The sequence below is a fragment of the Paenibacillus sp. RC84 genome (assembly GCF_041260495.1).
Taxonomy (GTDB): domain Bacteria; phylum Bacillota; class Bacilli; order Paenibacillales; family NBRC-103111; genus Paenibacillus_F.
Map to the genome: position 1 here is coordinate 344,246 of NZ_JBGBYL010000001.1, position 19,783 is coordinate 364,028.

At 56.0% G+C, this 19,783-nt stretch carries 16 protein-coding genes; 15 read left to right on the forward strand and 1 reads right to left on the reverse strand.

The annotated features are described in order from the left end of the window. Positions 1–77: 77 nt before the first annotated feature. The 15 genes from hrcA to ABH899_RS01625 all read left to right on the forward strand — a co-directional run bounded on the left by hrcA (position 78) and on the right by ABH899_RS01625 (position 18,394). Positions 78–1,103, forward strand: a complete 1,026-nt coding sequence (gene hrcA / locus ABH899_RS01555; protein ID WP_009675428.1) for a heat-inducible transcriptional repressor HrcA — start codon at positions 78–80, stop codon at positions 1,101–1,103. A gap of 117 nt (positions 1,104–1,220) precedes the next feature. Further along, a complete protein-coding gene (gene grpE / locus ABH899_RS01560) occupies positions 1,221–1,805 on the forward strand; it encodes a nucleotide exchange factor GrpE (protein WP_369993392.1) in 585 nt (194 codons plus the stop codon). Between the two features lie 66 nt (positions 1,806–1,871). Further along, positions 1,872–3,716 (forward strand): molecular chaperone DnaK, encoded by a 1,845-nt coding sequence (gene dnaK / locus ABH899_RS01565; RefSeq protein WP_009675415.1) that lies wholly within the window; start codon positions 1,872–1,874, stop codon positions 3,714–3,716. A gap of 129 nt (positions 3,717–3,845) precedes the next feature. Continuing rightward, positions 3,846–4,970 carry a molecular chaperone DnaJ gene (gene dnaJ / locus ABH899_RS01570; protein ID WP_009675385.1) on the forward strand — a complete coding sequence of 375 codons (1,125 nt, stop codon included), beginning with the start codon at positions 3,846–3,848 and terminating at the stop codon, positions 4,968–4,970. Positions 4,971–5,173: 203 nt separating this feature from the next. Next, positions 5,174–6,517, forward strand: coding sequence for an APC family permease (locus ABH899_RS01575; RefSeq protein ID WP_009675432.1), 1,344 nt, complete (start codon positions 5,174–5,176; stop codon positions 6,515–6,517). Between the two features lie 231 nt (positions 6,518–6,748). After that, positions 6,749–6,922, forward strand: a complete 174-nt coding sequence (locus ABH899_RS01580) for a YfhD family protein (protein ID WP_009675367.1) — start codon at positions 6,749–6,751, stop codon at positions 6,920–6,922. Beyond that, a complete protein-coding gene (locus ABH899_RS01585; RefSeq protein WP_369993396.1) occupies positions 6,919–7,290 on the forward strand; it encodes a hypothetical protein in 372 nt (123 codons plus the stop codon). Before ABH899_RS01580 ends, ABH899_RS01585 begins: the two co-directional genes overlap by 4 nt. Positions 7,291–7,582: 292 nt before the next feature. Beyond that, positions 7,583–8,557, forward strand: coding sequence for a 50S ribosomal protein L11 methyltransferase (prmA, locus tag ABH899_RS01590; RefSeq protein WP_369993399.1), 975 nt, complete (start codon positions 7,583–7,585; stop codon positions 8,555–8,557). A gap of 9 nt (positions 8,558–8,566) precedes the next feature. Beyond that, positions 8,567–9,271, forward strand: a complete 705-nt coding sequence (locus ABH899_RS01595) for a site-2 protease family protein (RefSeq protein ID WP_369993401.1) — start codon at positions 8,567–8,569, stop codon at positions 9,269–9,271. 188 nt (positions 9,272–9,459) lie between these two features. Beyond that, on the forward strand, positions 9,460–10,290 hold the full coding sequence (locus ABH899_RS01600) for an RsmE family RNA methyltransferase (RefSeq protein WP_369993403.1): 831 nt from the start codon (positions 9,460–9,462) through the stop codon (positions 10,288–10,290). 4 nt (positions 10,291–10,294) lie between these two features. Then, complete coding sequence (gene mtaB, locus ABH899_RS01605; protein ID WP_369993406.1) at positions 10,295–11,656, forward strand: tRNA (N(6)-L-threonylcarbamoyladenosine(37)-C(2))-methylthiotransferase MtaB; 1,362 nt, start codon at positions 10,295–10,297, stop codon at positions 11,654–11,656. Between the two features lie 296 nt (positions 11,657–11,952). After that, positions 11,953–13,170, forward strand: coding sequence for an LLM class flavin-dependent oxidoreductase (locus tag ABH899_RS01610; protein ID WP_369993409.1), 1,218 nt, complete (start codon positions 11,953–11,955; stop codon positions 13,168–13,170). 136 nt (positions 13,171–13,306) lie between these two features. Continuing rightward, entirely contained in the window at positions 13,307–14,299 is a 993-nt protein-coding gene (locus tag ABH899_RS01615; protein ID WP_483312608.1) for an aliphatic sulfonate ABC transporter substrate-binding protein, read from the forward strand. Positions 14,300–14,537: 238 nt separating this feature from the next. Further along, positions 14,538–16,994, forward strand: a complete 2,457-nt coding sequence (locus ABH899_RS01620) for a transglycosylase domain-containing protein (protein ID WP_369993414.1) — start codon at positions 14,538–14,540, stop codon at positions 16,992–16,994. Between the two features lie 275 nt (positions 16,995–17,269). Next, entirely contained in the window at positions 17,270–18,394 is a 1,125-nt protein-coding gene (locus tag ABH899_RS01625) for a hypothetical protein (RefSeq protein WP_369993417.1), read from the forward strand. A gap of 163 nt (positions 18,395–18,557) precedes the next feature. Here the strand turns inward: ABH899_RS01625 and ABH899_RS01630 are convergent, their stop codons facing one another. Next, complete coding sequence (locus ABH899_RS01630; protein WP_369993420.1) at positions 18,558–19,535, reverse strand: peptidoglycan-binding protein; 978 nt, start codon at positions 19,533–19,535, stop codon at positions 18,558–18,560. Positions 19,536–19,783: the final 248 nt, after the last annotated feature.

Here is a 19,783-nt window from a genome sequence, read left to right on the forward strand (position 1 = left end):
TTGAGTGCTAACGAAGCGGATTGTGCACGAGCGGCGCATTATGCGGCGGTTTACCCATATGTAAAGGAGGAGTTACTATGTTGACGGAGCGTCAGCGGATGATTTTGAATGCCATTGTAGATGATTATATTCGTTCCGCGGAGCCGATCGGTTCCAGAAGCATTTCCAAACGGGGCGATGTCGGTTTCAGTCCGGCCACGATCCGCAACGAAATGTCGGATCTCGAAGAATTGGGCTTTCTGGAGCAGCCGCATACGTCAGCAGGCCGTATTCCTTCTCATAAAGGGTACCGTTATTATGTAGATCACCTGGTGCGGCACGGTACGCTGGACGCTCACGAGCTGGAGACAGTCAAGCTGTTCTTCGCGGAGAAGGTCCAGGAGATGGAAGAGGTCATCCAGCATACGGCGAATATGCTGTCGGGTTTGACCAATTACACATCGATCGTGCTCGGCCCCGAGGTTTTTACCAATACGCTGAAACATCTGCAGATTATTCCGCTTAACGACAAGACCGCCGTTGCGATTATCGTGACGAATACGGGGCATGTCGAGAATAAAACCGTCGCGATCCCCCCGGGATTGCCCATGAACGAAATCGAGAAGGTCGTCAATTTGTTGAACGCACGCCTTCAAGGAGTGCCGCTGCTGCAGTTCAAGTCGAAGCTCTATACGGAAGTGGCCGGCGAGCTGAATAAATACGCCGTGGGCTACCACGAGCTTCTGAACATGGTCGAAAGCGTGCTTGAGAATGACGAGAAAGACCGCATTTTCCTGGGCGGCACGACCAATATGCTGACACAGCCGGAATTTAAAGATGTGGATAAAGTTAAAAATATTTTGGATCTGCTGGAGCAAACTCCGGTTTTATTCAAATTGGTGACTTCATCGCCTACAGGACTTCAAATCAAGATCGGTTCGGAGAACAGTCTGGCCGCCATGAACGATTGCAGCCTGATTACGGCGACCTATTCGTATGACGATCAGCCGCTTGGAACGATCGGGATACTCGGACCTACGCGGATGGAATATGCCAAAGTGATCCGGCTTCTCGAGCACTTGTCCGCCAATATGGAAGTTCTTCTGTCAAGGTGGTACAAATAAAGAGACAGGTTTACAATGAGATTCTACACGAAGTTTAAGCGGGATTAGCTGGGGCAAACTTAAACGTGGCCGGCAGACGCGGGCCCGTCCACTCTTTCAAGGAGGTGAACACGACAAGTGAGTACCGAAGAAACAAAGAACATCAACCCGGATACGAACGCCGCGGAAGCAGAAGAAGCTACATATGACGCGGAACAAGCAGAAGCTGCCGAAGCAGCGGCTCCGGATGCGGAAGGCGCGGCCTCCGGCCGGAACGCGGAGCTGGATGAGCTTCGTAAAGCGGCCGAGGAGAGCCAGCAGCGTTTGCTGCGCGCTCAGGCCGATTTCGACAATTTCCGCCGCCGCACACGCCAGGAGAAAGAAGAGTTTGCGAAATACGCTTCTCTTAAGCTGATCGAACAAATGCTGCCGGTCATCGACAATTTCGACCGTGCGCTGGTTTCCAGCCGCGAGACGCAGGATTTCGAAGCTCTCACCAAAGGGATCGAAATGGTGTACAGACAGCTCGAGCAGCTGATGACCCAGGAGGGTCTGACGCCGATCGAAGCGGTAGGCCAGCCCTTTAACCCGGAATTTCACCAGGCGATCATGCAGGTGGAATCGGATGATTATGAAGAAGGCATCGTTGTGGAAGAAGTCCAGAAGGGCTATATGCTGAAGGATAAAGTGATCCGTCCTTCGATGGTTAAAGTCAGCATGTAAGCCGGAAGGGCTTTAGGCCCGGCGAATTCATATATACGCACCCCTAATAAGGAGGAAATAGATATTATGAGCAAAGTAATCGGTATTGACTTAGGAACCACCAACTCCTGCGTAGCCGTAATGGAAGGCGGCGAAGCCGTCGTTATCCCTAACGCCGAAGGAAACCGCACCACTCCGTCCGTAGTGGGCTTCAAGAAAGACGGAGAGCGTGTTGTGGGCGAGACGGCAAAACGCCAGTCCATCACGAATCCGGACCGTACGATTATCTCCATCAAGCGTCACATCGGTACGAACCATAAGGAATCCATTGACGGCAAGGACTACACGCCTCAAGAGATTTCCGCGATCATTCTGCAAAAGCTGAAAGCCGACGCGGAAGCTTACCTCGGATCTCCGGTTACGCAAGCGGTTATCACGGTCCCTGCTTACTTCAACGACAGCCAGCGTCAAGCGACCAAAGACGCCGGTAAAATCGCCGGTCTCGAAGTGCTCCGTATCGTCAACGAGCCTACCGCGGCCGCACTCGCTTACGGCCTGGAGAAATCCGAAGATCAGACGATCCTCGTGTATGACCTTGGCGGCGGTACGTTTGACGTATCTATCCTTGAACTCGGCGACGGTTTCTTCGAAGTTAAAGCGACAAGCGGCGACAACAAGCTGGGCGGCGACGACTTCGACCAAGTGATCATCGATCACCTGACGGCTGAATTCAAGAAAGAGCACGGCATCGACCTGAGCAAGGACAAAGCGGCTGTACAACGTTTGAAAGATGCGGCCGAGAAAGCCAAGAAAGAACTTTCCAGCGTCCTGACAACGACCGTTTCCCTGCCGTTCATTACCGTTGTCGACGGAGTGCCTCAGCACTTGGAGCTTAACCTGACCCGCGCCAAGTTCGAAGAGCTTTCCGCTTCTCTGGTTGAAAGAACACTGGGCCCGACTCGTCAGGCTCTGAGCGATGCGGGCTTGTCCCCAAGCCAAATCGACAAAGTCGTTCTGGTCGGCGGATCGACTCGTATTCCGGCTGTTGTTGAAGAAATCAAAAAGCTGATCGGTAAAGATCCTCACAAAGGCGTTAACCCGGATGAAGTTGTTGCTCTGGGCGCCGCTGTCCAAGCGGGCGTTCTGACCGGCGACGTTAAAGACGTGGTTCTCCTGGACGTGACTCCGCTGTCCCTGGGTATCGAAACGGCCGGCGGTGTATTCACCAAAATGATCGATCGCAACACAACGATTCCTACCAGCAAATCGCAAGTGTACACCACTTACGCGGACAACCAAACAAGCGTGGAAATCCACGTTCTGCAAGGCGAACGCGCGATGGCTAACGATAACAAAACACTCGGACGCTTCATGCTGGGAGACATTCCTCCGGCGCCGCGCGGTATTCCGCAAGTCGAAGTTACCTTCGATATCGATGCGAACGGCATCGTGAACGTATCGGCTCTCGATAAAGGAACAGGCAAGAGCCAGAAGATCACGATCACTTCTTCCAGCGGCCTGAGCGATGATGAAATCGATAAAATGATGAAGGATGCGGAGGCGCACGCCGAAGAAGACCGCAACCGCAAAGAACTCGTTGAAGTCCGCAACCAGGCTGACCAGCTTGTTTACAGCACGGACAAAACGATCAAGGAACTGGGCGACAAAGTAGACCAGGCCGAGATCGACAAAGCGAACGCAGCGAAAGAAAAAGTGAAGCAGGCTCTCGAAGGCAACGACCTGGCTGCAATCAAAGCGGCTACGGAAGAGCTGACCGAAGTGGTCCAGCAGCTTTCCGTGAAGCTGTATGAGCAGGCTGCCCAGCAGCAAGGAGCGGGCGACGCGGCAGGCGAAGCGTCCGAAGCCGGCAAGAAAGACAACGTAGTCGATGCGGATTACGAAGTAGTTGACGAGGACAAAGACAAGAAATAAGGGAATTTCACACCGGGAACTGTCTGACACAAAGAGAAGTCAAAGCCGTCCGAAAACGGCTTTGACTTTCCCTATGTTTCGACATGACCATCCGGTTGAGGTTGCCGTTAAAGCAGCGGGGGTGGAGCGATGAGTAAACGGGACTATTACGAAGTGCTGGGCGTCGGCAAGGACGCGTCCGCGGAGGATGTCAAAAAAGCGTACCGGAAGCTGGCGCGCCAGTATCATCCGGACGTGAATAAGGCAGACGATGCCGAAACGAAGTTCAAAGAGGCCAAAGAAGCGTACGACGTATTGAGCGACGATCAGAAGCGTTCGACGTATGACCGTTTCGGGCATGTCGATCCGAATCAGGGAATGGGCGGCGGAGGCATGGGCGGCGCCGATTTCGGAGGATTCGGGGACATCTTCGACATGTTCTTCGGAGGCGGAGGCGGCGGCCGGCGCAATCCGAACGCGCCTCAGCGCGGAAGCGATCTGCAGTATAACCTGCAAATCGAATTCAAGGAAGCGGTATTCGGCAAGGAGCTTGACCTGCAGATTCCGCGCACGGAAAACTGCGACAAGTGCTCGGGTTCGGGCGCCAAACCGGGCACACACCCGGAGACTTGTACCACCTGTCAAGGTTCGGGCCAGCAGGAAGTGGTTCAGAATACGCCGTTCGGCCGTATCGTGAACCGCCGTCCTTGCTCGACCTGTAACGGCCAAGGCAAAATTATCCGTCACAAGTGCGGAGAATGCGGCGGCTCCGGCAAGGTCAAGAAACAGCGCAAGATACACATCAAAATCCCGGCCGGCGTAGACGACGGCGCTCAGCTGCGCGTCAGCGGAGAGGGCGAAAGCGGTACGCGCGGAGGCCCGGCGGGTGACCTGTACGTCGTCATCCACGTGAAGGCGCACGAATATTTCGAACGCAGGGACGACGATATTTATCTGGATATGCCGCTGACCTTCGTTCAGGCGGCGCTCGGCGCGGAAGTGGAAGTGCCGACCCTGACGGAGAAAGTGAAGCTCAAGATTCCGGCGGGCACGGACACGGGAACGTATTTCCGTCTGCGCGGCAAAGGCGTACCGAAGCTTCGGGGCTACGGACAGGGCGACCAGCACGTGCGCGTCGTGATTGTGACGCCGAAAAACATGACCGACGAGCAGAAAGATCTGCTCCGCGAGTTTGCGAAAGTAAGCGGAGAAGATACGAAAGAGCACGAGGAGTCCTTCTTCGACCGGATGCGTAAAGCGTTCCGTGGAGATTGATTCCCGGATAGATAACCGCATGGCGTATGCCTGCGAAGCAAGCACCTTTCCCTGGCGGAGAGGTGCTTTTTCTTGTGCCAATGGTTAAAATTTCGGACTGGAACATCATGCAATTTCCTGTATAATAATTCGTTGTGCCCTTACAGAGGCGCTCCGGCACAGGAGCGCGGACGGCAATTTTCAACGCAAAAGGAGAATCTTACTTGAAACCCAACATGGAATTGCAGCGGACGCTGAAGCTTTGGCATATCGTGGTCATCGGCCTCGGATATATGGCTCCTATGGCGGTGTTCGATACGTACGGAATCGTGTCGGAGGAAACGGGAGGGCACGTCCCGGCCGCTTATGCGCTGACTTTGCTGGCCATCCTTTTCACCGCGTCCAGCTACGGCAAAATGGTGAGGGTTTACCCGACGGCCGGCTCCGCTTACGCATACGCGCGGAATACGATTCATCCGTATGCGGGCTTCCTGGTCGGCTGGGCGGCGCTGCTGGATTACTTATTCCTGCCCATGATCAACGCTCTGCTGACAGGCATTTATTTGTCCGCGGTTTTCCCGGAAATTCCGGCCTGGATCTGGATCGTCGGTTTCGTCCTCTTTATTACGGCGCTGAACCTGCTGAAGGTGAAAATAACGGCTTCGGTCAACACGTTCCTCGTGCTTTTCCAGATCGTCGTCGTGGTCCTGTTCGCGGCACTTGCCGTAAAAGGCCTCATGAACGGGCAAGGAGTCGGAGAGGTGTTCACCGCCCAGCCTTTCTACGCCCCGGATATGTCCATCCCGGCCCTGCTCGTAGGCGCCTCGATCCTCTGCTTCGCCTTCCTCGGATTCGATGCGGTATCGACGCTGACCGAAGAAACGGTGGACCCGGAAAAGAACACGCCGCGGGCCATCATTCTCGTCGCGATGATCGGCGGAATCCTGTTTATGACGGCTTCCTACTTCACCCAGTCGCTGTTCCCGGACGTGTCCGTATTCGAAGACCCGGAGGGCGCTTCACCGGAAATCGCCCTGTTTATCGGGGGCAAGGTGTTTCAGCTCGTGTTCTTGGCCGCGGCGCTTTCGTCCACCCTGGCTTCGGGCCTCGTTTCCCTGACTAGCGTTACCCGGCTTTTGTACGCCATGGGGCGCGACAGCTATCTGCCGAGGAAATTTTTCGGGTATGTGCATCCCAAAACGGGCACGCCGGTCTATAACGTCCTGTTTATCGGCTGTATATCGCTGATCGCGTTAAAGCTCGATCTCGTGACGGCAACCTCGTTTATTAACTTCGGGGCGCTGATTGCGTTCACGTTTGTGAACCTTTCGGTCATTATTCATTATATTTTCAAAAAGAAGCAGAGAAGCTTCGGTGATTATATGCGGTATTTGGTCGCCCCTCTGATCGGAGCGGGATTTGTGGCGTACATCTGGACGCATCTGGACCGCCATTCGATGACGCTGGGATTGATCTGGACGGCAGTCGGGGTCGTTTATCTGATCTATCTGGTCGCGGTCGCGAAGAGAGATGTGAAAAAAATCCAAATGGACGATTCCGGCAGTTAAAGGAAATTGGCGGACAAATTCAAAGAGATCAAGTTGGCCGCGCGAGTTGTCTGTGACCTTCGCCGCTCCGCTAATGGCGTGTCCCCGGTGATTCGTCGGCTGGCCTGTGTCTGACCGGTATCAGTACAGAAAAGGGACGTACGATAAGGGATAGCGGAGGACGTTCACGACTGCATAAAAAAAGCTTCTGTAAAGCATGCTAATTTTTAGCTTGCATAAGGAGGCACAACGATGAGCGAAAACCGGAACGAACACGAAGAAATCTCCGAGCAGATTTCGCAGCTGATTCCGATCGGCAAAAACGAGGATGTGGAGTTCAGCTCGGAAGAAGCCGACGCGGAAGATCTGGAAGCCCTGCAGCGCGCGAATGCCGCGGACAGCCGCCAGGAGCGGCAGGGTTCATGAGCGAGAAGAGCATACTCGCGACTTTCCGCTCCCCCGAGAAAGCCGAAGGCGCGTCCGCCAAGCTGAAAGCGCTGCGGGTGATCGACATGCAGATCGCGCGGTTCGACCGCTTTCAGGGAGAAGACGTTCAGCAGCAGATGAACCCGCTGAACGGGGATTTCGCCAGCCTCGGCAACTTGACGCAGAGTGCCGAGTGGTATTCGCCCGACGCGGGAATTCTCGCGGCGGCGGACCCTACCGCCAGCGGAATGAGCGACGGCGGGTCGGGGATGCCGACCGGCCGCGATATTCTGCTGACGGTCGTGGTGGACGAGAGCACGCATCATCAGGCGATGCGTGTGATCCGCGAATGCGGGGGCGAGATCTGACGTCCGGCCTGTAACCGGGCCGGACGCCGCGACCGCCGCCCCGCACAGCGGCCGGTGAAATCGCACGGCCGATCAGCCGGCGCCTTACCGGTGGGCAAAGCACGCACCGGCAGCGGCAAAAGCTCTCACCTCCGGGTTTCACAGCGGAGAGTGAGGGCTTTTTTGCATGTTCCGCATGAGCCGGTATCGCGGCCGGTGCGGACGGTTTTACCGGGCTTGTAAAGTATAGTACAATAACAAGATATGTGAGCGGATAAGCAAGGCTAAAATCCGCAAGGGGGAACAAGTCGCGATGCGTTGGCATGAAATTACGGTAAACACGACGGAACAAGCCGTCGAAATGATCTCCAATTTTCTCCACGAATTTGGAGCCGGAGGGGTTTCCATCGAAGAATCCGGCACTTTGAATAAGAAGCGGGATACTTCGCTCGGACAGTGGTACGAGCTTCCTTTTAACGATATTCCGGAAGGCCGTGCCGTTATCAAAGGGTACTTCGTGGAAGGAACCGAGCTGGATTCCATTATGAGCACGCTCAAGCAGTCGGTCGAAGGGCTGGCCGAATTCGGCATCGATACGGGAAATCCGTCTTACGAGCTGCGCGAGGTGGACGACGAAGACTGGGCGAACGCCTGGAAGCAGTACTTTAAACCTGTCCGCATTACGGAACGTTTAACGATCAAACCGACATGGGAAGAATATACGGCATCGGAAGGCGAAATGATTCTGGAGCTCGATCCGGGAATGGCTTTCGGAACGGGAACCCATGCCACCACGTCGCTGTGCCTCAAGACCCTGGAAGAGGTCATTAAGGGCGGCGAAGATGTGATCGACGTGGGCACGGGTTCCGGCATCCTGTCGATCGCTGCGGCCAAGCTCGGAGCCCGGCGCGTCCTTGCCGTCGACCTTGACCCGGTTGCGGTTTCGAGCGCAAGCGAGAACTCCAAGCTCAACGGCCTGGAGGATACGATTCACGTGAAGCTGAGCGATCTCCTGGGCGTTTTCAAAGAAAGCGAAGCGGGCGGAGGCGCCGATCTCGGCGTGAAACTCCCCGTTCAGGTGGTCGTCGCGAACATTTTGGCGGAAATTATTCTGCTCTTCCTTGACGATGTGTACAAAGTGCTGGCGCCAGGCGGCTATTATGTCGTGTCCGGCGTTATTCTAAGCAAGCAGAAAGATGTGGAAAACGGCCTCCTCGCAGCCGGCTTCGAAGTCGAGGACGTGCGCCGCGACGGAGAGTGGGTCGTGCTGATCGCGCGGAAAAGGTAGGCGGGCCGCATGGGGGATTTCAGCGCCATTTTACAGCTGCTGCCGTTCACGCTGCTCGTGCTCATCATCGCCTTTACGGTGCATGAGTTCGCGCACGCCTACTCGGCTTACAAATTCGGGGACCCTACCGCTTACAAGGAGGGCCGGGTGACGTTGAATCCCCGCGTCCATCTCGATGTGCTGGGGACGCTGCTGTTCATCATCGCCGGGTTCGGCTGGGCGAAGCCCGTTCCCGTCCGGCGCTCCAATTTCAAGAAGCCCCGCCTCATGGGCGTCATCGTCAGCTTGGCGGGGCCCTTCAGCAATCTGGTTCTCGGTTTCCTCGGCATTATCGTGTTTTACGTGCTGCTGAACTACACGGGAATCGACGGTTGGTCCGCGGGCGTGCAGAAGGCCGTGCTTATTTTTATGATCCTGTTCGTGAAAATGAACGTGCTGCTGTTCATCTTGAACCTGCTTCCGGTTCCTCCGCTCGACGGATACCGGATTCTGGAAGATGTGCTGCCGGACGCCAGTCGCGAAAAGCTTAGGCAATATGAGCAGTGGGGAATGCTTGTCCTGCTGCTGGTTGCGTTTATCCCGCCTTTGTACCGGGTAACGCTGGGGCCGATTTTTTCGCTGCAGTACGATATCATTTATGCGTTTAACGACCTGATCGGCTCGCTGTTCGGCGAACGGCTGCCCATCGACCAGTTTTTCAGACTGATCGGATAAAAGGAGCTCCGGGCATTCCCGGCGGACGGAAAATGCCTTATACACCTAAGGCCGTTAAGGCTGTCCGGGCCTATGACGGCTCGATGAATCGATGAAAATTTGTGCCAGCGGTAGCTTTTGAAGCGAGAACATTGTAAGATGAAATGTACGCGATTTTTAGCATTTTCGACAAAGAAAGAGTGGCCGCAATGCAAAGATATTTCATTCCAGCCGGAGATTTCGGCGCGGATTCCGTCGTGATTACAGGCGACGATGCCCATCATCTCGCGCGCGTCATGCGTGGCGAAGAGGGCGACCGCTGCATCTGCAGCGACGGCGTCAGCCGTGAAGCGATCGTTGAAATTACGGCGGTCGACAAAAACCGCGTCGAAGCGAAGATCGTCGAGACGCTGGAAATGAGCGCGGAGCCTGCCGTCGAGGTATGGATCGCGCAAAGTCTGCCCAAGGGCGACAAGATGGAGACGGTCATTCAGAAGGGGACCGAAATCGGCGCCGCGCGTTTTCTGCCGTTCGTGTCCGAACGGACCGTCGTCCAGTACGATGCGAAGAAAGAAGCCAAGCGCACCGAGCGCTGGCATAAAATAGCCAAGGAAGCGGCGGAGCAGGCGCACCGGAACCGGATTCCGGTCATCGAGTCCGTGCTTTCGTGGAAAGCTCTTTTGAAGCTGGTTTCCGAAGCCGCCGACGGAGCCTGGATTTGTTACGAGAAAGAAGACGGATTCGGCATCGGAACGGCGATCCGCCGTTATTTCGGATCCCGGGACAGCCGGACGGACGAAATCGGCGCTCCGCGGAAAGCGGCGGACGGAGCCGGTGCGGACAGCGCAGCGGACGGCAAGCCGTCGAGGCTGCTGCTGCTTGTAGGCCCCGAAGGGGGATTCACCGAGCAGGAAATCCGCGAGGCCGAGGCCGCGGGCTGCGTGTCCGTGTCGCTCGGACGGAGAATTTTACGCACGGAGACGGCCGCTATGGTCGGGCTTGCGTGCATCCTATACGAATCCGGAGAGATGGGAGGATAACATCATGTCAACTGTGGCATTTCACACCTTGGGGTGTAAAGTTAATTTTTACGACACCGAAGCGATCTGGCAGATGTTCAAAGGCGAAGGGTATGAACAGGTCGATTTTGAACAGACGGCGGACGTTTACGTGATCAATACGTGTACCGTTACGAATACCGGCGACAAGAAAAGCCGCCAGATGATCCGCCGAGCCGTTCGGCGCAATCCAGAGGCCATCGTGGCCGTTACGGGCTGTTACGCGCAGACTTCGCCTGCCGAAATCATGGCGATTCCGGGCGTCGATCTCGTGATCGGGACGCAGGACCGCGACAAAATCATTTCCCTGGTGAAGCAGTTCCAGCAGGAGCGCCAGCCGATCAACGCCGTGCGCAACATCATGAAAACGCGCCAGTTCGAGGAACTGGACGTACCGGATTTTGCCGACCGCACTCGTGCGTTTCTGAAAATCCAGGAAGGCTGCAACAATTTCTGCACCTTCTGTATCATTCCGTGGTCGCGCGGCCTTATGCGCAGCCGGGAGCCTGAGAGCGTCGTCAAGCAGGCGCACATGCTCGTTGACGCGGGCTACAAAGAAATCGTGCTGACGGGCATTCACACCGGCGGCTACGGCGAAGATATGGAGAATTACAGTCTGGCCCGCCTGCTGTGGGACCTGGACAAGGTAGACGGTTTGAACCGGATCCGGATCTCCTCGATCGAAGCGAGCCAGATTACGGATGAAGTACTGGAAGTGCTGGGCGCCTCCGATAAAATGTGCCGTCATCTGCACATTCCGCTCCAGGCCGGCAACGACCAGGTTCTGGCACGGATGCGCCGCAAATATACGACTGCCGAATACGGCCGTAAAATCGAGCTGATCCATAAAGCGCTGCCGGGCGCGGCCATCACGACGGACATCATCGTCGGCTTCCCGGGCGAAACGGACGAAATGTTCCGCGAAGGCTATGCCTTTATGGAACAGATGAAATTCGCCGAAATGCACGTATTCCCGTATTCCAAACGGACGGGAACGCCCGCCGCGCGGATGCTGGATCAAATCGACGAAGAGATCAAGAACGCACGCGTTCACGAGTTGATCGACCTGTCGGAGAACATGCAGCTGGAGTACGCCAAGCAATATGTGGGCAAACAGCTGGAAGTCATTCCGGAGCGCGCCTACAAAGGGGCCGCGGAAGACAGCGGCCTGCTGATGGGCTACAGCGACAACTATATGCAGATGGTATTCGAGGCGCCGGAAGAGATGATCGGCCGGGTATGTACGGTCGAAGTGCAGGAAGCCGGCGTGAACGAATCCAAAGGCAAGCTGATCCGCGTGGCGGAAGAGCAGACCGTGCCAGCGAATCGGATCAAAGCGATTGTCTGAGAAACGTTTTATAGCGGGTTGACAGACCCTGGGCACGGTGTTAAGATGGGGTACAATTCCATTGATTCCCATCTACCGGACAGCCGGAGACATAAGCGAGAGCTTATTGTTTCCGGCTTTTTTGCGTAGCCGAAAGGAGTGAAGCGGGCGGGCCGCGGGAAGAAGAGGCGGCGTTTTTTGCAGGGAAGGGGGCGTGAATGAGGAAGGGTGTCTTTACATTGTTTTAATCCGACTAAATGCATATGAAAAGTTTAATATTCGCAGGGAGAAATATGAACATCAAAGGAGCGTGGAACATGGGAAACGCGGTTCCGGAAGTGGAATTCGGCTGGTTTATTCCGACCACGGGAGACGGGAAATATATCGGAGTCGAGCCGGAAAGAGAATCATCCGCCGACTATATGATTCAAGTGGCGCAAGCGGCGGAGGAAGCGGGCTTTACGTTCGCCCTCATCCCCACAGGCGGATCGTGCCTGGATGCCTGGATTGTCGGCTCCATCGTCGCTTCGCATACGAAGACGCTCAAGCCTCTGGTGGCGATGAGACCGGGGCTGATCGCGCCCGTTCTTGCCGCCAGAATGGCCGCCACGCTCGACGTCCTGTCCGGCGGCCGGGCGCTGATCAACGTCGTAACGGGCGGATCTCCGTCCGACTTGTCGGCTGCGGGAGATCCGCTGGCCGGCGATCATGACGAGCGGTATGTGCGCACCCGGGAATTTCTGCATATCGTCCGCAGCGTGTGGACGCGCTCAAACGACGGCGGGGAGAAATTTCTCGCCGGCGGCGGGTACAAGTACGGCGATTCGGAGAAGGTCGAGTTCAGCGGCAAGTATTACCGGCTCGAAGGAGGGGCGGCACTGCCTCTACCCGTGCAAAAGCCTTATCCGCCTCTTTATTTCGGGGGCAGCTCTGAAGCCGGGAAGCGGACGGCCGTCGAAACCTCGGACGTCTACCTGATGTGGGCGGAGCCTCTTGCCTGGATACGGGAGCAGATCCGGGAAGTGGAGGAGATCCGGGCCGAAGTGAAGGCGTCCACCGGGAAAGAGCGCGAGCTCCGCTACGGGCTGCGTGCGCAGGTGGTCGTCCGCGAAACGGAGGAAGAAGCCTGGAAAGACGCGTGGGAGATTATTTCCAAAGTGGACGACAGCGCGATCGAATGGTCCAGCCACCGCTTTAAGGAAACGGATGCGACGAATCAGCAGCGCCAGAACTCGCTGCGGGAAGGTTCCCGGGCGAACGGATATCTGATCGGCCCGAATTTGTGGGCGGGCATTTCCATTGTGCGCGGCGGCGGCGCCATGACGTTCGTCGGCAGCGCCGAGCAGGTGGCGAACCGTCTGCTGGAATTTACGGATATCGGCATTTCTTCGTTTATTCTTTCGGGGTATCCGAATCTGGAAGAAGCCCGGATTACGGGAGATTTGCTGCTGCCGGTATTCAAAAGAAAGCTGGCGGAGCGAGAAGCGGCGGCGGAGATAACTTTTTCAGGGCATAAGGAGAAGATTGAAGCGTAGGTAGGCTTGGGGTGGCCGCACAGGAGACTCGAAACGGAATGAAAGGGGAGAAAGAATGAAAGCTGCACGCAAAACGGCTCCGGCGGCGGATGAGAGAAGACGTGGTTACAGGTGGGCCGCACCTTTTGCGCTCCTGATGATTCTGCTGCTTTCGGGCTGCATCGGCAGAGGGGAGCAAGCCTTAACGGAAGGCACGGCCCCGGCCGGAAAAAGCGGGAAAGACAAAGTGACGGTGAGCATCGGAATCCAGCAGAGCCTGGGACCGCTGCTGATCGCCCGGGAGAAGAAATGGTTCGAGGAAGCATTCGCGAAAGCGGGGGCGGAGGTCAAGTGGCAGGAGTTTCAGAGCGGCCCTCCCCATTTCGAGTCCATTACGGCAGGGCGGCTCGACTTCGGGATCGTCGGAAACGGGCCTGTCATTGCCGCCCAGGCAGGCAAGGTGGAATTTAAAGAAATCGCCGTAAGCGGCGACGGCAAGAAAGGAAACGCGATTCTCGTTCCGAAAGGCAGTCCGCTCCAAACGGTGCGGGACCTGAAAGGCAAAAAAATCGCCGTGGCCAAAGGCAGCAGCGGCTGGATTTTCCTGTACAGGGCAATCGTCCAAGCCGGTTTAAAGCCCGACGACATTAAAATCGTCCAGCTTCAGCCGGACGAGGCGAGGCCCGCATTCCAGAGCGGGGCGGTGGATGCCTGGGCGATCTGGGAGCCGTTTATAACGAGCGAAGTCGTGACGGGAGGCGCATCGGTGCTGGCGGACGGAAAGCAGCTCGATCTGCTCGGGCCGGGCTTTATCGTCGCGCGCAGCGGGTTTACACGGGAACACCCGGATTTGACGGTGCTTTTCCTGAAAACGTACGAGAAAGCCAGGCTTTGGCTGACGGAACATCAGGAGGAAGCGGTCGGAATTTTGGCCAAGTCCAAAAAGCTGGACCCCGGGATCGTGCGGAAAGTGCTGAGCAATCTCGAAGCGCTGAACGCGGTCATTACGCCGGAATTTGTGGAGGCGCAGCAGTCGACGGCGGATTTTATGCTCTCGCAGGACGCGATCAAGCAGAAGATCGACGTGACCCGGGTGGTGGATAATTCTTTCATCGAGCAGGCGCTGAAGCAGGTTGCGGCAGGCAAATAAGCGGCAGACGGAGCTAAGGCGCGCCAAAGCGGTTTGGCTGCGCAAGTTTCCGGAGAGCGGCTGCACATTTTTTTATCGGATAGGAAAAACAGAGAGAAAAGAAGCTGCGGATCGGCCGCCTGCAGGGGCGGAGGTCCGTTTATTCATGGGCAAAAACGCGCCGTGTGTTTAAAACCTCTTTTTCCGGTGGTAATAGGTAGCAGGCATGTTACATACACAGCTGGATGGAGGGGGACGCATGACCGACACCGAGCAGACGGATAAGCCCGGTAAAAAGAATCGAACGACACCGAAAAAGAAGAGAAAAGCGCGTAAAATCGCCGGTTTTGTCGTTCTGGGAGCGTTAGTCGTTGTACTTGGTGCAGGAGTGTGGGCAGCGAAGACGGGGATCGAGATGTACCGGCAGACGGATCTTTCGAAGCTGGCGCAGGAGCCGCCGATGCCGCTGCGGATTTACGATGCGAATAAGGAGCTGATCACGGAGCTGACCAATTCCAGAATGGAATATGTTCCGTATTCGGCGTTTCCGAAAGAGCTGACGAATGCGATTGTTGCGGTGGAAGATTCCCGGTTTTACGAGCATGACGGGATTGATTACAAGGGTCTGAGCCGCGCGTTGTTTACAAATGTGAAAAACGGGGAGGTTGTGCAGGGCGGGAGTACGATTACCCAGCAGCTTGCCAAAGTGAAGCTTTTCAGCTCGGAGCAGACGCTTGAGCGCAAAATCAATGAAGCGGTCGCGGCGCTCAAGATCGAAAACAATTACGGCAAAGAGCAGATTCTGGAGCTTTACCTCAATTATATTTATTACGGCCGGGGGGCCTGGGGGATCGAGCGGGCTTCGCAGATCTATTTCGGGAAAAACACATCCGAGCTTACGCTGGCGGAGGCGGCTCTGCTTGCGGGATTGCCGAAGTCGCCGAATGCATATTCGCCGCTTAACAATCCCGATAAAGCCAAAGAACGCCGGGATCTCGTGCTCGGCATGATGGCGTCGCAGGGAAAGATTACGGCCGAGGAACGCGACCTTGCCCAGAACGAGCCCATTAAGCTGACGGAGAATACGTCTCTTTCGGCGAGCAACAAGTACCCCACTTACGTGGATTATGTCATTCAGGAAACGCTGGATAAAACGAAAATGTCCGAGCAGGAAATTTTGTCGGCGGGGCTGGAAATTTACACGAACCTGGACCCGAAAGTCCAGGATGCGGCGGAAGCCGTCTACCGGGACAAGAAAAATTTCCCCGGGGACAAAGGCGGGCTGCAGAGCTCCGTCGTCGTCCTGGATGCGAAGACCGGCGCGGTAAAAGGGCTGGTCGGTTCCCGCAGCGAAACGAAGGAGTTCCGGGCGTTTAATTACGCGACGCAGCTTCAGCGCCAGCCGGGTTCGACGATCAAGCCCGTGGTCGTGTATACGCCGGCGCTGCTGGCCGGCTTCAAGCCCCAGGATCTGATCAACGATGCGGAAACGGAATTCGCCGGAGGCTACAAGCCGAACAATTACGGCCACCGGTTCCACGGCTGGGTGACGATGGAGGAAGCGCTGGCTCAGTCCTATAATGTGCCCGCCGTGGCGCTGATGAAGGAAGTGGGCGTCGAGAAGGCGCTGGCTTTCGGGCGCAAAGCCGGTCTTCCGCTGGAAGATGACGACCGGGTTTACGGCCTTGCCCTGGGCGGCATGAAATACGGCACTTCTCCGCTAGTCATGGCGCAGGCCTACACGATGTATGCGAATGGCGGCAACCTGGCTCACGCTTATGCGGTCACACAAGTGAAAGACCGAAGCGGCAACGTCATCTTGGAGCAGAAAACGAAAACGGCGCGGGTGATCGATGCCAATACGGCCTACACGATGTCGGAGATGCTCCAGAAGGTCATCACGGAAGGCTCGGGCCGCAACGCAAGACTTAACCGCGATGTGGCGGGCAAGACGGGAACGACGCAGCTTCCCGATGTGGCCGAATTCCGCACTTCATCCGGGGGCGTTATCGACGGCTCCAAGGATGCGTGGTTTGTCGGCTATACGCCGGAACTGGTGACGGCCGTGTGGGTCGGTTACCCGGTGACGAACCGTGAGCATTACCTGACGACAGGCGGCGATAAGCTTCCGGCCGCCATCTTCCAGAAAATCATGAGTCAGGCGCTCAAGGGCCAGCCGGTCACCGCATTCAAAGCTCCACAAGGCTACCGCCTTGCCGGAGGAAAAATTCAGCGGATCAACGGGGAGAACGGCAAAGCCTACGCCTCCGTCGATTCCAGAGAGCGCAAAAGCGGAAGCCTCACGCGGACGGAGGATTCTACGGCCGGAGAAGCACCCGCGACTCCGTCGCCGTCGCCGTCGCCGTCGCAAGCGCCGGCAGATGGGGCGGACACCGCTCCCGGAGGGAAAGAGACCCCGGCGGGTGCCGGAAGCCCGCCTCCCAAGAACGGGACGGGAAGCGTGAAGCCTCCCGTCGCGGGCAATGAGCCGCCGGAAGGCACGGAGAAGCCTTCCGGGGAGGCGACCCCGCAGCCTTCTCCGGGAGTCAAGCCGCCGGAGGGCGAGGCTGCGCCTACGGCCTCCGCGAAGCCGACTCCGAAGCCTCCGGCGAAGAAGGGGGAGGGAGGCGCTGCGGGGTCCGGGGTGAGCGCTTCCCGGCCGAGTACCGTTCCTTCGCCTTCACCGGCGGATGAAGGTGCTGCGGCCGGAAACTGAACCGGCGGGTGCTTCGCAAGGATCATATACCCGGCGTATAGAAAGATGCCGAGGGCAGCATACAGGATGAGGAAACCGCGTAGATCGCGGTTTTTTTTGCGCAAAAATAAGTCCCCGTAGGTGTAGAAAAGAATTGTTGAAAAAAACCGCTATTTTGTTATGATTAAGTAGGATTTATTTACCATATTTGGATCGTTTGAAAATACCGGGGAGAGGAGTGAAAGCAGGCAGCGTTTAGTTGACGTGAGGGAGACTGCATGGAAAGGGTGATGATAATGAAAAAGATTTTCGTACACACCGTTTTGTTTATGTTTGTTTGGGTACTTATAACGTCCGTTTGCTCGTCTGTATCCTTTGCGGCTTTTGTGTCCGGCAGCGATGAAAAATCCGGGGATGCTGCAAGTGCCGAAGCCTCGGCCAATAATGAATTCAATCTTTCTCTTTTCGGGGAACCGCAGCGGGGCGGCACTCAGTATATCGTGAAGGAAGGGAGCAGCGTCAAGATTGCGCATAAATACAACAGCGGCAGCGACATGTGGATCGTGTTCGATCATGCCGGCGCCAACAAGTTGTACGGAATGAAGGAATGGCGGCTAAGCCCGAATACGGACAAACATACCAGCCCCGACTTGTCCCGTCCTTCCGTTGTTTTGTGGCCCGACATCTCGGATTGGATCGGCCCTTATATCGCGGGAGCCGATCGGAACGGCAACGGAAACGGCCAGGATTTCACCGGGGGCAACCACAACTACGACGGCGGCGAGAACAGCTCGGCGACGGCCAGAACCGTACACTATAAAGTGACCGTGGACGGAAAGGAGCTTCAAGACAGGAAGATCGCTTCCGGCAAGGTGAAGATAGAAGTGGTCAACCGGATCCAGGGCTATAATACGAAGGAAGCGGACGGCAGCGGACGCGAGATTTTGCAGGAAACGGTTTCGTATGAAATCGAAGGAGGAAAGGTACGGGTCCGCACGGACATCGTGCCTTTAGAAAATATCACCTTGTATCGCTATTACGGCCTGCAATCCGTCAATGGCGCATGGAACCGGGAAGTCCGTTATTATGCCGGAAAAACGGAAGTGGCGAGAAGCGAAGCCGGCAAGTACAGCGACTCCGGCATGAAATCTCTGCATCCGGATGTAGACAAGTATCTGCTTGGTTCGGCTTCGCAGAACGGGTTCCGGCACCAGCTGCTGGTCTCGCTTGACCGGCACTACGGACTGGGAAAACTACATTACCTCGCAGAAGACCAGCCGGTCGTATTTACGCAAGAGTACGGCAAGTCATACTTCCTGCAAGTGTATAATAAGCCTGCGCTATTAAGGAAGGGGGAGAAGATTAGCTGGCGTGGAGGCTATTACTTTTTCTCCGCAGCCTCTGAGGAAAAAATCGACTGAGACAGGATGACAAGGAGAGGCAGGAACTAGCGGGATTTAAAGGATCTATTTGAAAAAGCAAACCGGAACAGCAAACCGGAACAGCAAACCCGGAAAAGCCCGCTCACCTTTATAGGGAGCGGGCTTTTTTTATAAATAAATAGTAATCATATGAGTCCGGAAATTACTGTCTTAATTTAGACCAGGTAGCGGAACCGACGATTCCGTCCGAAGTAAGCGAGTTAGCCGTCTGGAATTTCTTCACGGCCGTTTCCGTTCCACTGCCGAAAATTCCGTCGGCCGTGACCGTGTAGCCTTTTTTGGTCAGCAGGCGCTGAAGAACTTTCACTTCGTCGCCGGAGCTGCCCGAGCGGAGCACGGTCGTCGTGGTGGAGAGCGCGTCCAGCTTGGCGTTGGTCGCCACGCCTACGATTCCGTCGGAAGTCAGGCCGTGCGCGGACTGGAACTGCTTCACCGCGGTATCCGTGCCGCTGCCGAAGATGCCGTCCGTGGAGACCGTGTAGCCGACTTTGTTAAGCTGCTGCTGCAGCTCCGTTACTTCCGGCCCCTGGTCTCCGAGCCTCAGCACGCCGTCGTCCGGTGTCGTGGAGCCGCCGGCAACAATATGGTGAACGCCGTCGGTCGTCGGAAGCGGGAAGCTGAGGCCGGCCTGCGCCGCCACGTCTTTCAGCTGGCTGTTGACGAACGTTCTGCCGTTCAGGGCGTTGCCCGCCGAGTCCTTTACTATGGCGTCGAATGCGATGCCGCGAGTGTGCGGAGCGGTATTGCTCGGCTTCGCGACTTCCGTGCCGAGTCCGTGCGCCGCTTTTTCCGCCGCGACGCAGGACGATTTGGAAGCATTCTGTACGATTTCATACAAATGCCGCTGATACTGGTACGGGCGGTAAGCCGAGTTGAAGGTGATCGTCCAGTTTTTTTGCTTCAGCAGGCTGACGTACTTGTCCCGTTTTTGAATCAGGACGGGGTCTACATTGTCCCAGATCACTTTCTCTCCGTTTTCCATTCTGATCGCGAGGGGATCTGTCATATTGGACAAATACCCCCCGCACGTCTCGGTTGCGGATGCGGAGTTGGCTATCATCAGGGAAGAGAACATGAGGCCCGTACACGTGACTGCGATCATTGATTTTTTACCTAACATAAGTTACCTCCTGCAAAATGTAAATTTGGGCAACATACCCATATATAATTAAACAAAATAAAATATTTTTAAGCAATATATTCCAGATTAAGATTTTATAAACATAATTTTAAAAGCTCCTAATCTAAAGAAAGCATCTAAGTTTTTCGCTAATCGGTAAGCTTCGAAAATCTCACGCAAAAAAAGAAGCTCCGTCGGCTTCTTTCCGTTGCTTGTCTCCCTGTTTATTCGTTAGAATGTAAAGAATG

Bases quoted from the DNA above. Each gene is read 5' to 3' on its own strand.
- hrcA (WP_009675428.1), top strand. From the start codon at position 78: ATGTTGACGGAGCGTCAGCGGATGATTTTGAATGCCATTGTAGATGAT.
- dnaK (WP_009675415.1), top strand. From the start codon at position 1,872: ATGAGCAAAGTAATCGGTATTGACTTAGGAACCACCAACTCCTGCGTA.
- dnaJ (WP_009675385.1), top strand. From the start codon at position 3,846: ATGAGTAAACGGGACTATTACGAAGTGCTGGGCGTCGGCAAGGACGCG.
- ABH899_RS01580 (WP_009675367.1), top strand. From the start codon at position 6,749: ATGAGCGAAAACCGGAACGAACACGAAGAAATCTCCGAGCAGATTTCG.
- ABH899_RS01585 (WP_369993396.1), top strand. From the start codon at position 6,919: ATGAGCGAGAAGAGCATACTCGCGACTTTCCGCTCCCCCGAGAAAGCC.
- prmA (WP_369993399.1), top strand. From the start codon at position 7,583: ATGCGTTGGCATGAAATTACGGTAAACACGACGGAACAAGCCGTCGAA.
- ABH899_RS01595 (WP_369993401.1), top strand. From the start codon at position 8,567: ATGGGGGATTTCAGCGCCATTTTACAGCTGCTGCCGTTCACGCTGCTC.
- ABH899_RS01600 (WP_369993403.1), top strand. From the start codon at position 9,460: ATGCAAAGATATTTCATTCCAGCCGGAGATTTCGGCGCGGATTCCGTC.
- mtaB (WP_369993406.1), top strand. From the start codon at position 10,295: ATGTCAACTGTGGCATTTCACACCTTGGGGTGTAAAGTTAATTTTTAC.
- ABH899_RS01610 (WP_369993409.1), top strand. From the start codon at position 11,953: ATGGGAAACGCGGTTCCGGAAGTGGAATTCGGCTGGTTTATTCCGACC.
- ABH899_RS01615 (WP_483312608.1), top strand. From the start codon at position 13,307: ATGATTCTGCTGCTTTCGGGCTGCATCGGCAGAGGGGAGCAAGCCTTA.
- ABH899_RS01620 (WP_369993414.1), top strand. From the start codon at position 14,538: ATGACCGACACCGAGCAGACGGATAAGCCCGGTAAAAAGAATCGAACG.
- ABH899_RS01625 (WP_369993417.1), top strand. From the start codon at position 17,270: ATGAAAAAGATTTTCGTACACACCGTTTTGTTTATGTTTGTTTGGGTA.
- ABH899_RS01630 (WP_369993420.1), bottom strand. From the start codon at position 19,535: ATGTTAGGTAAAAAATCAATGATCGCAGTCACGTGTACGGGCCTCATG.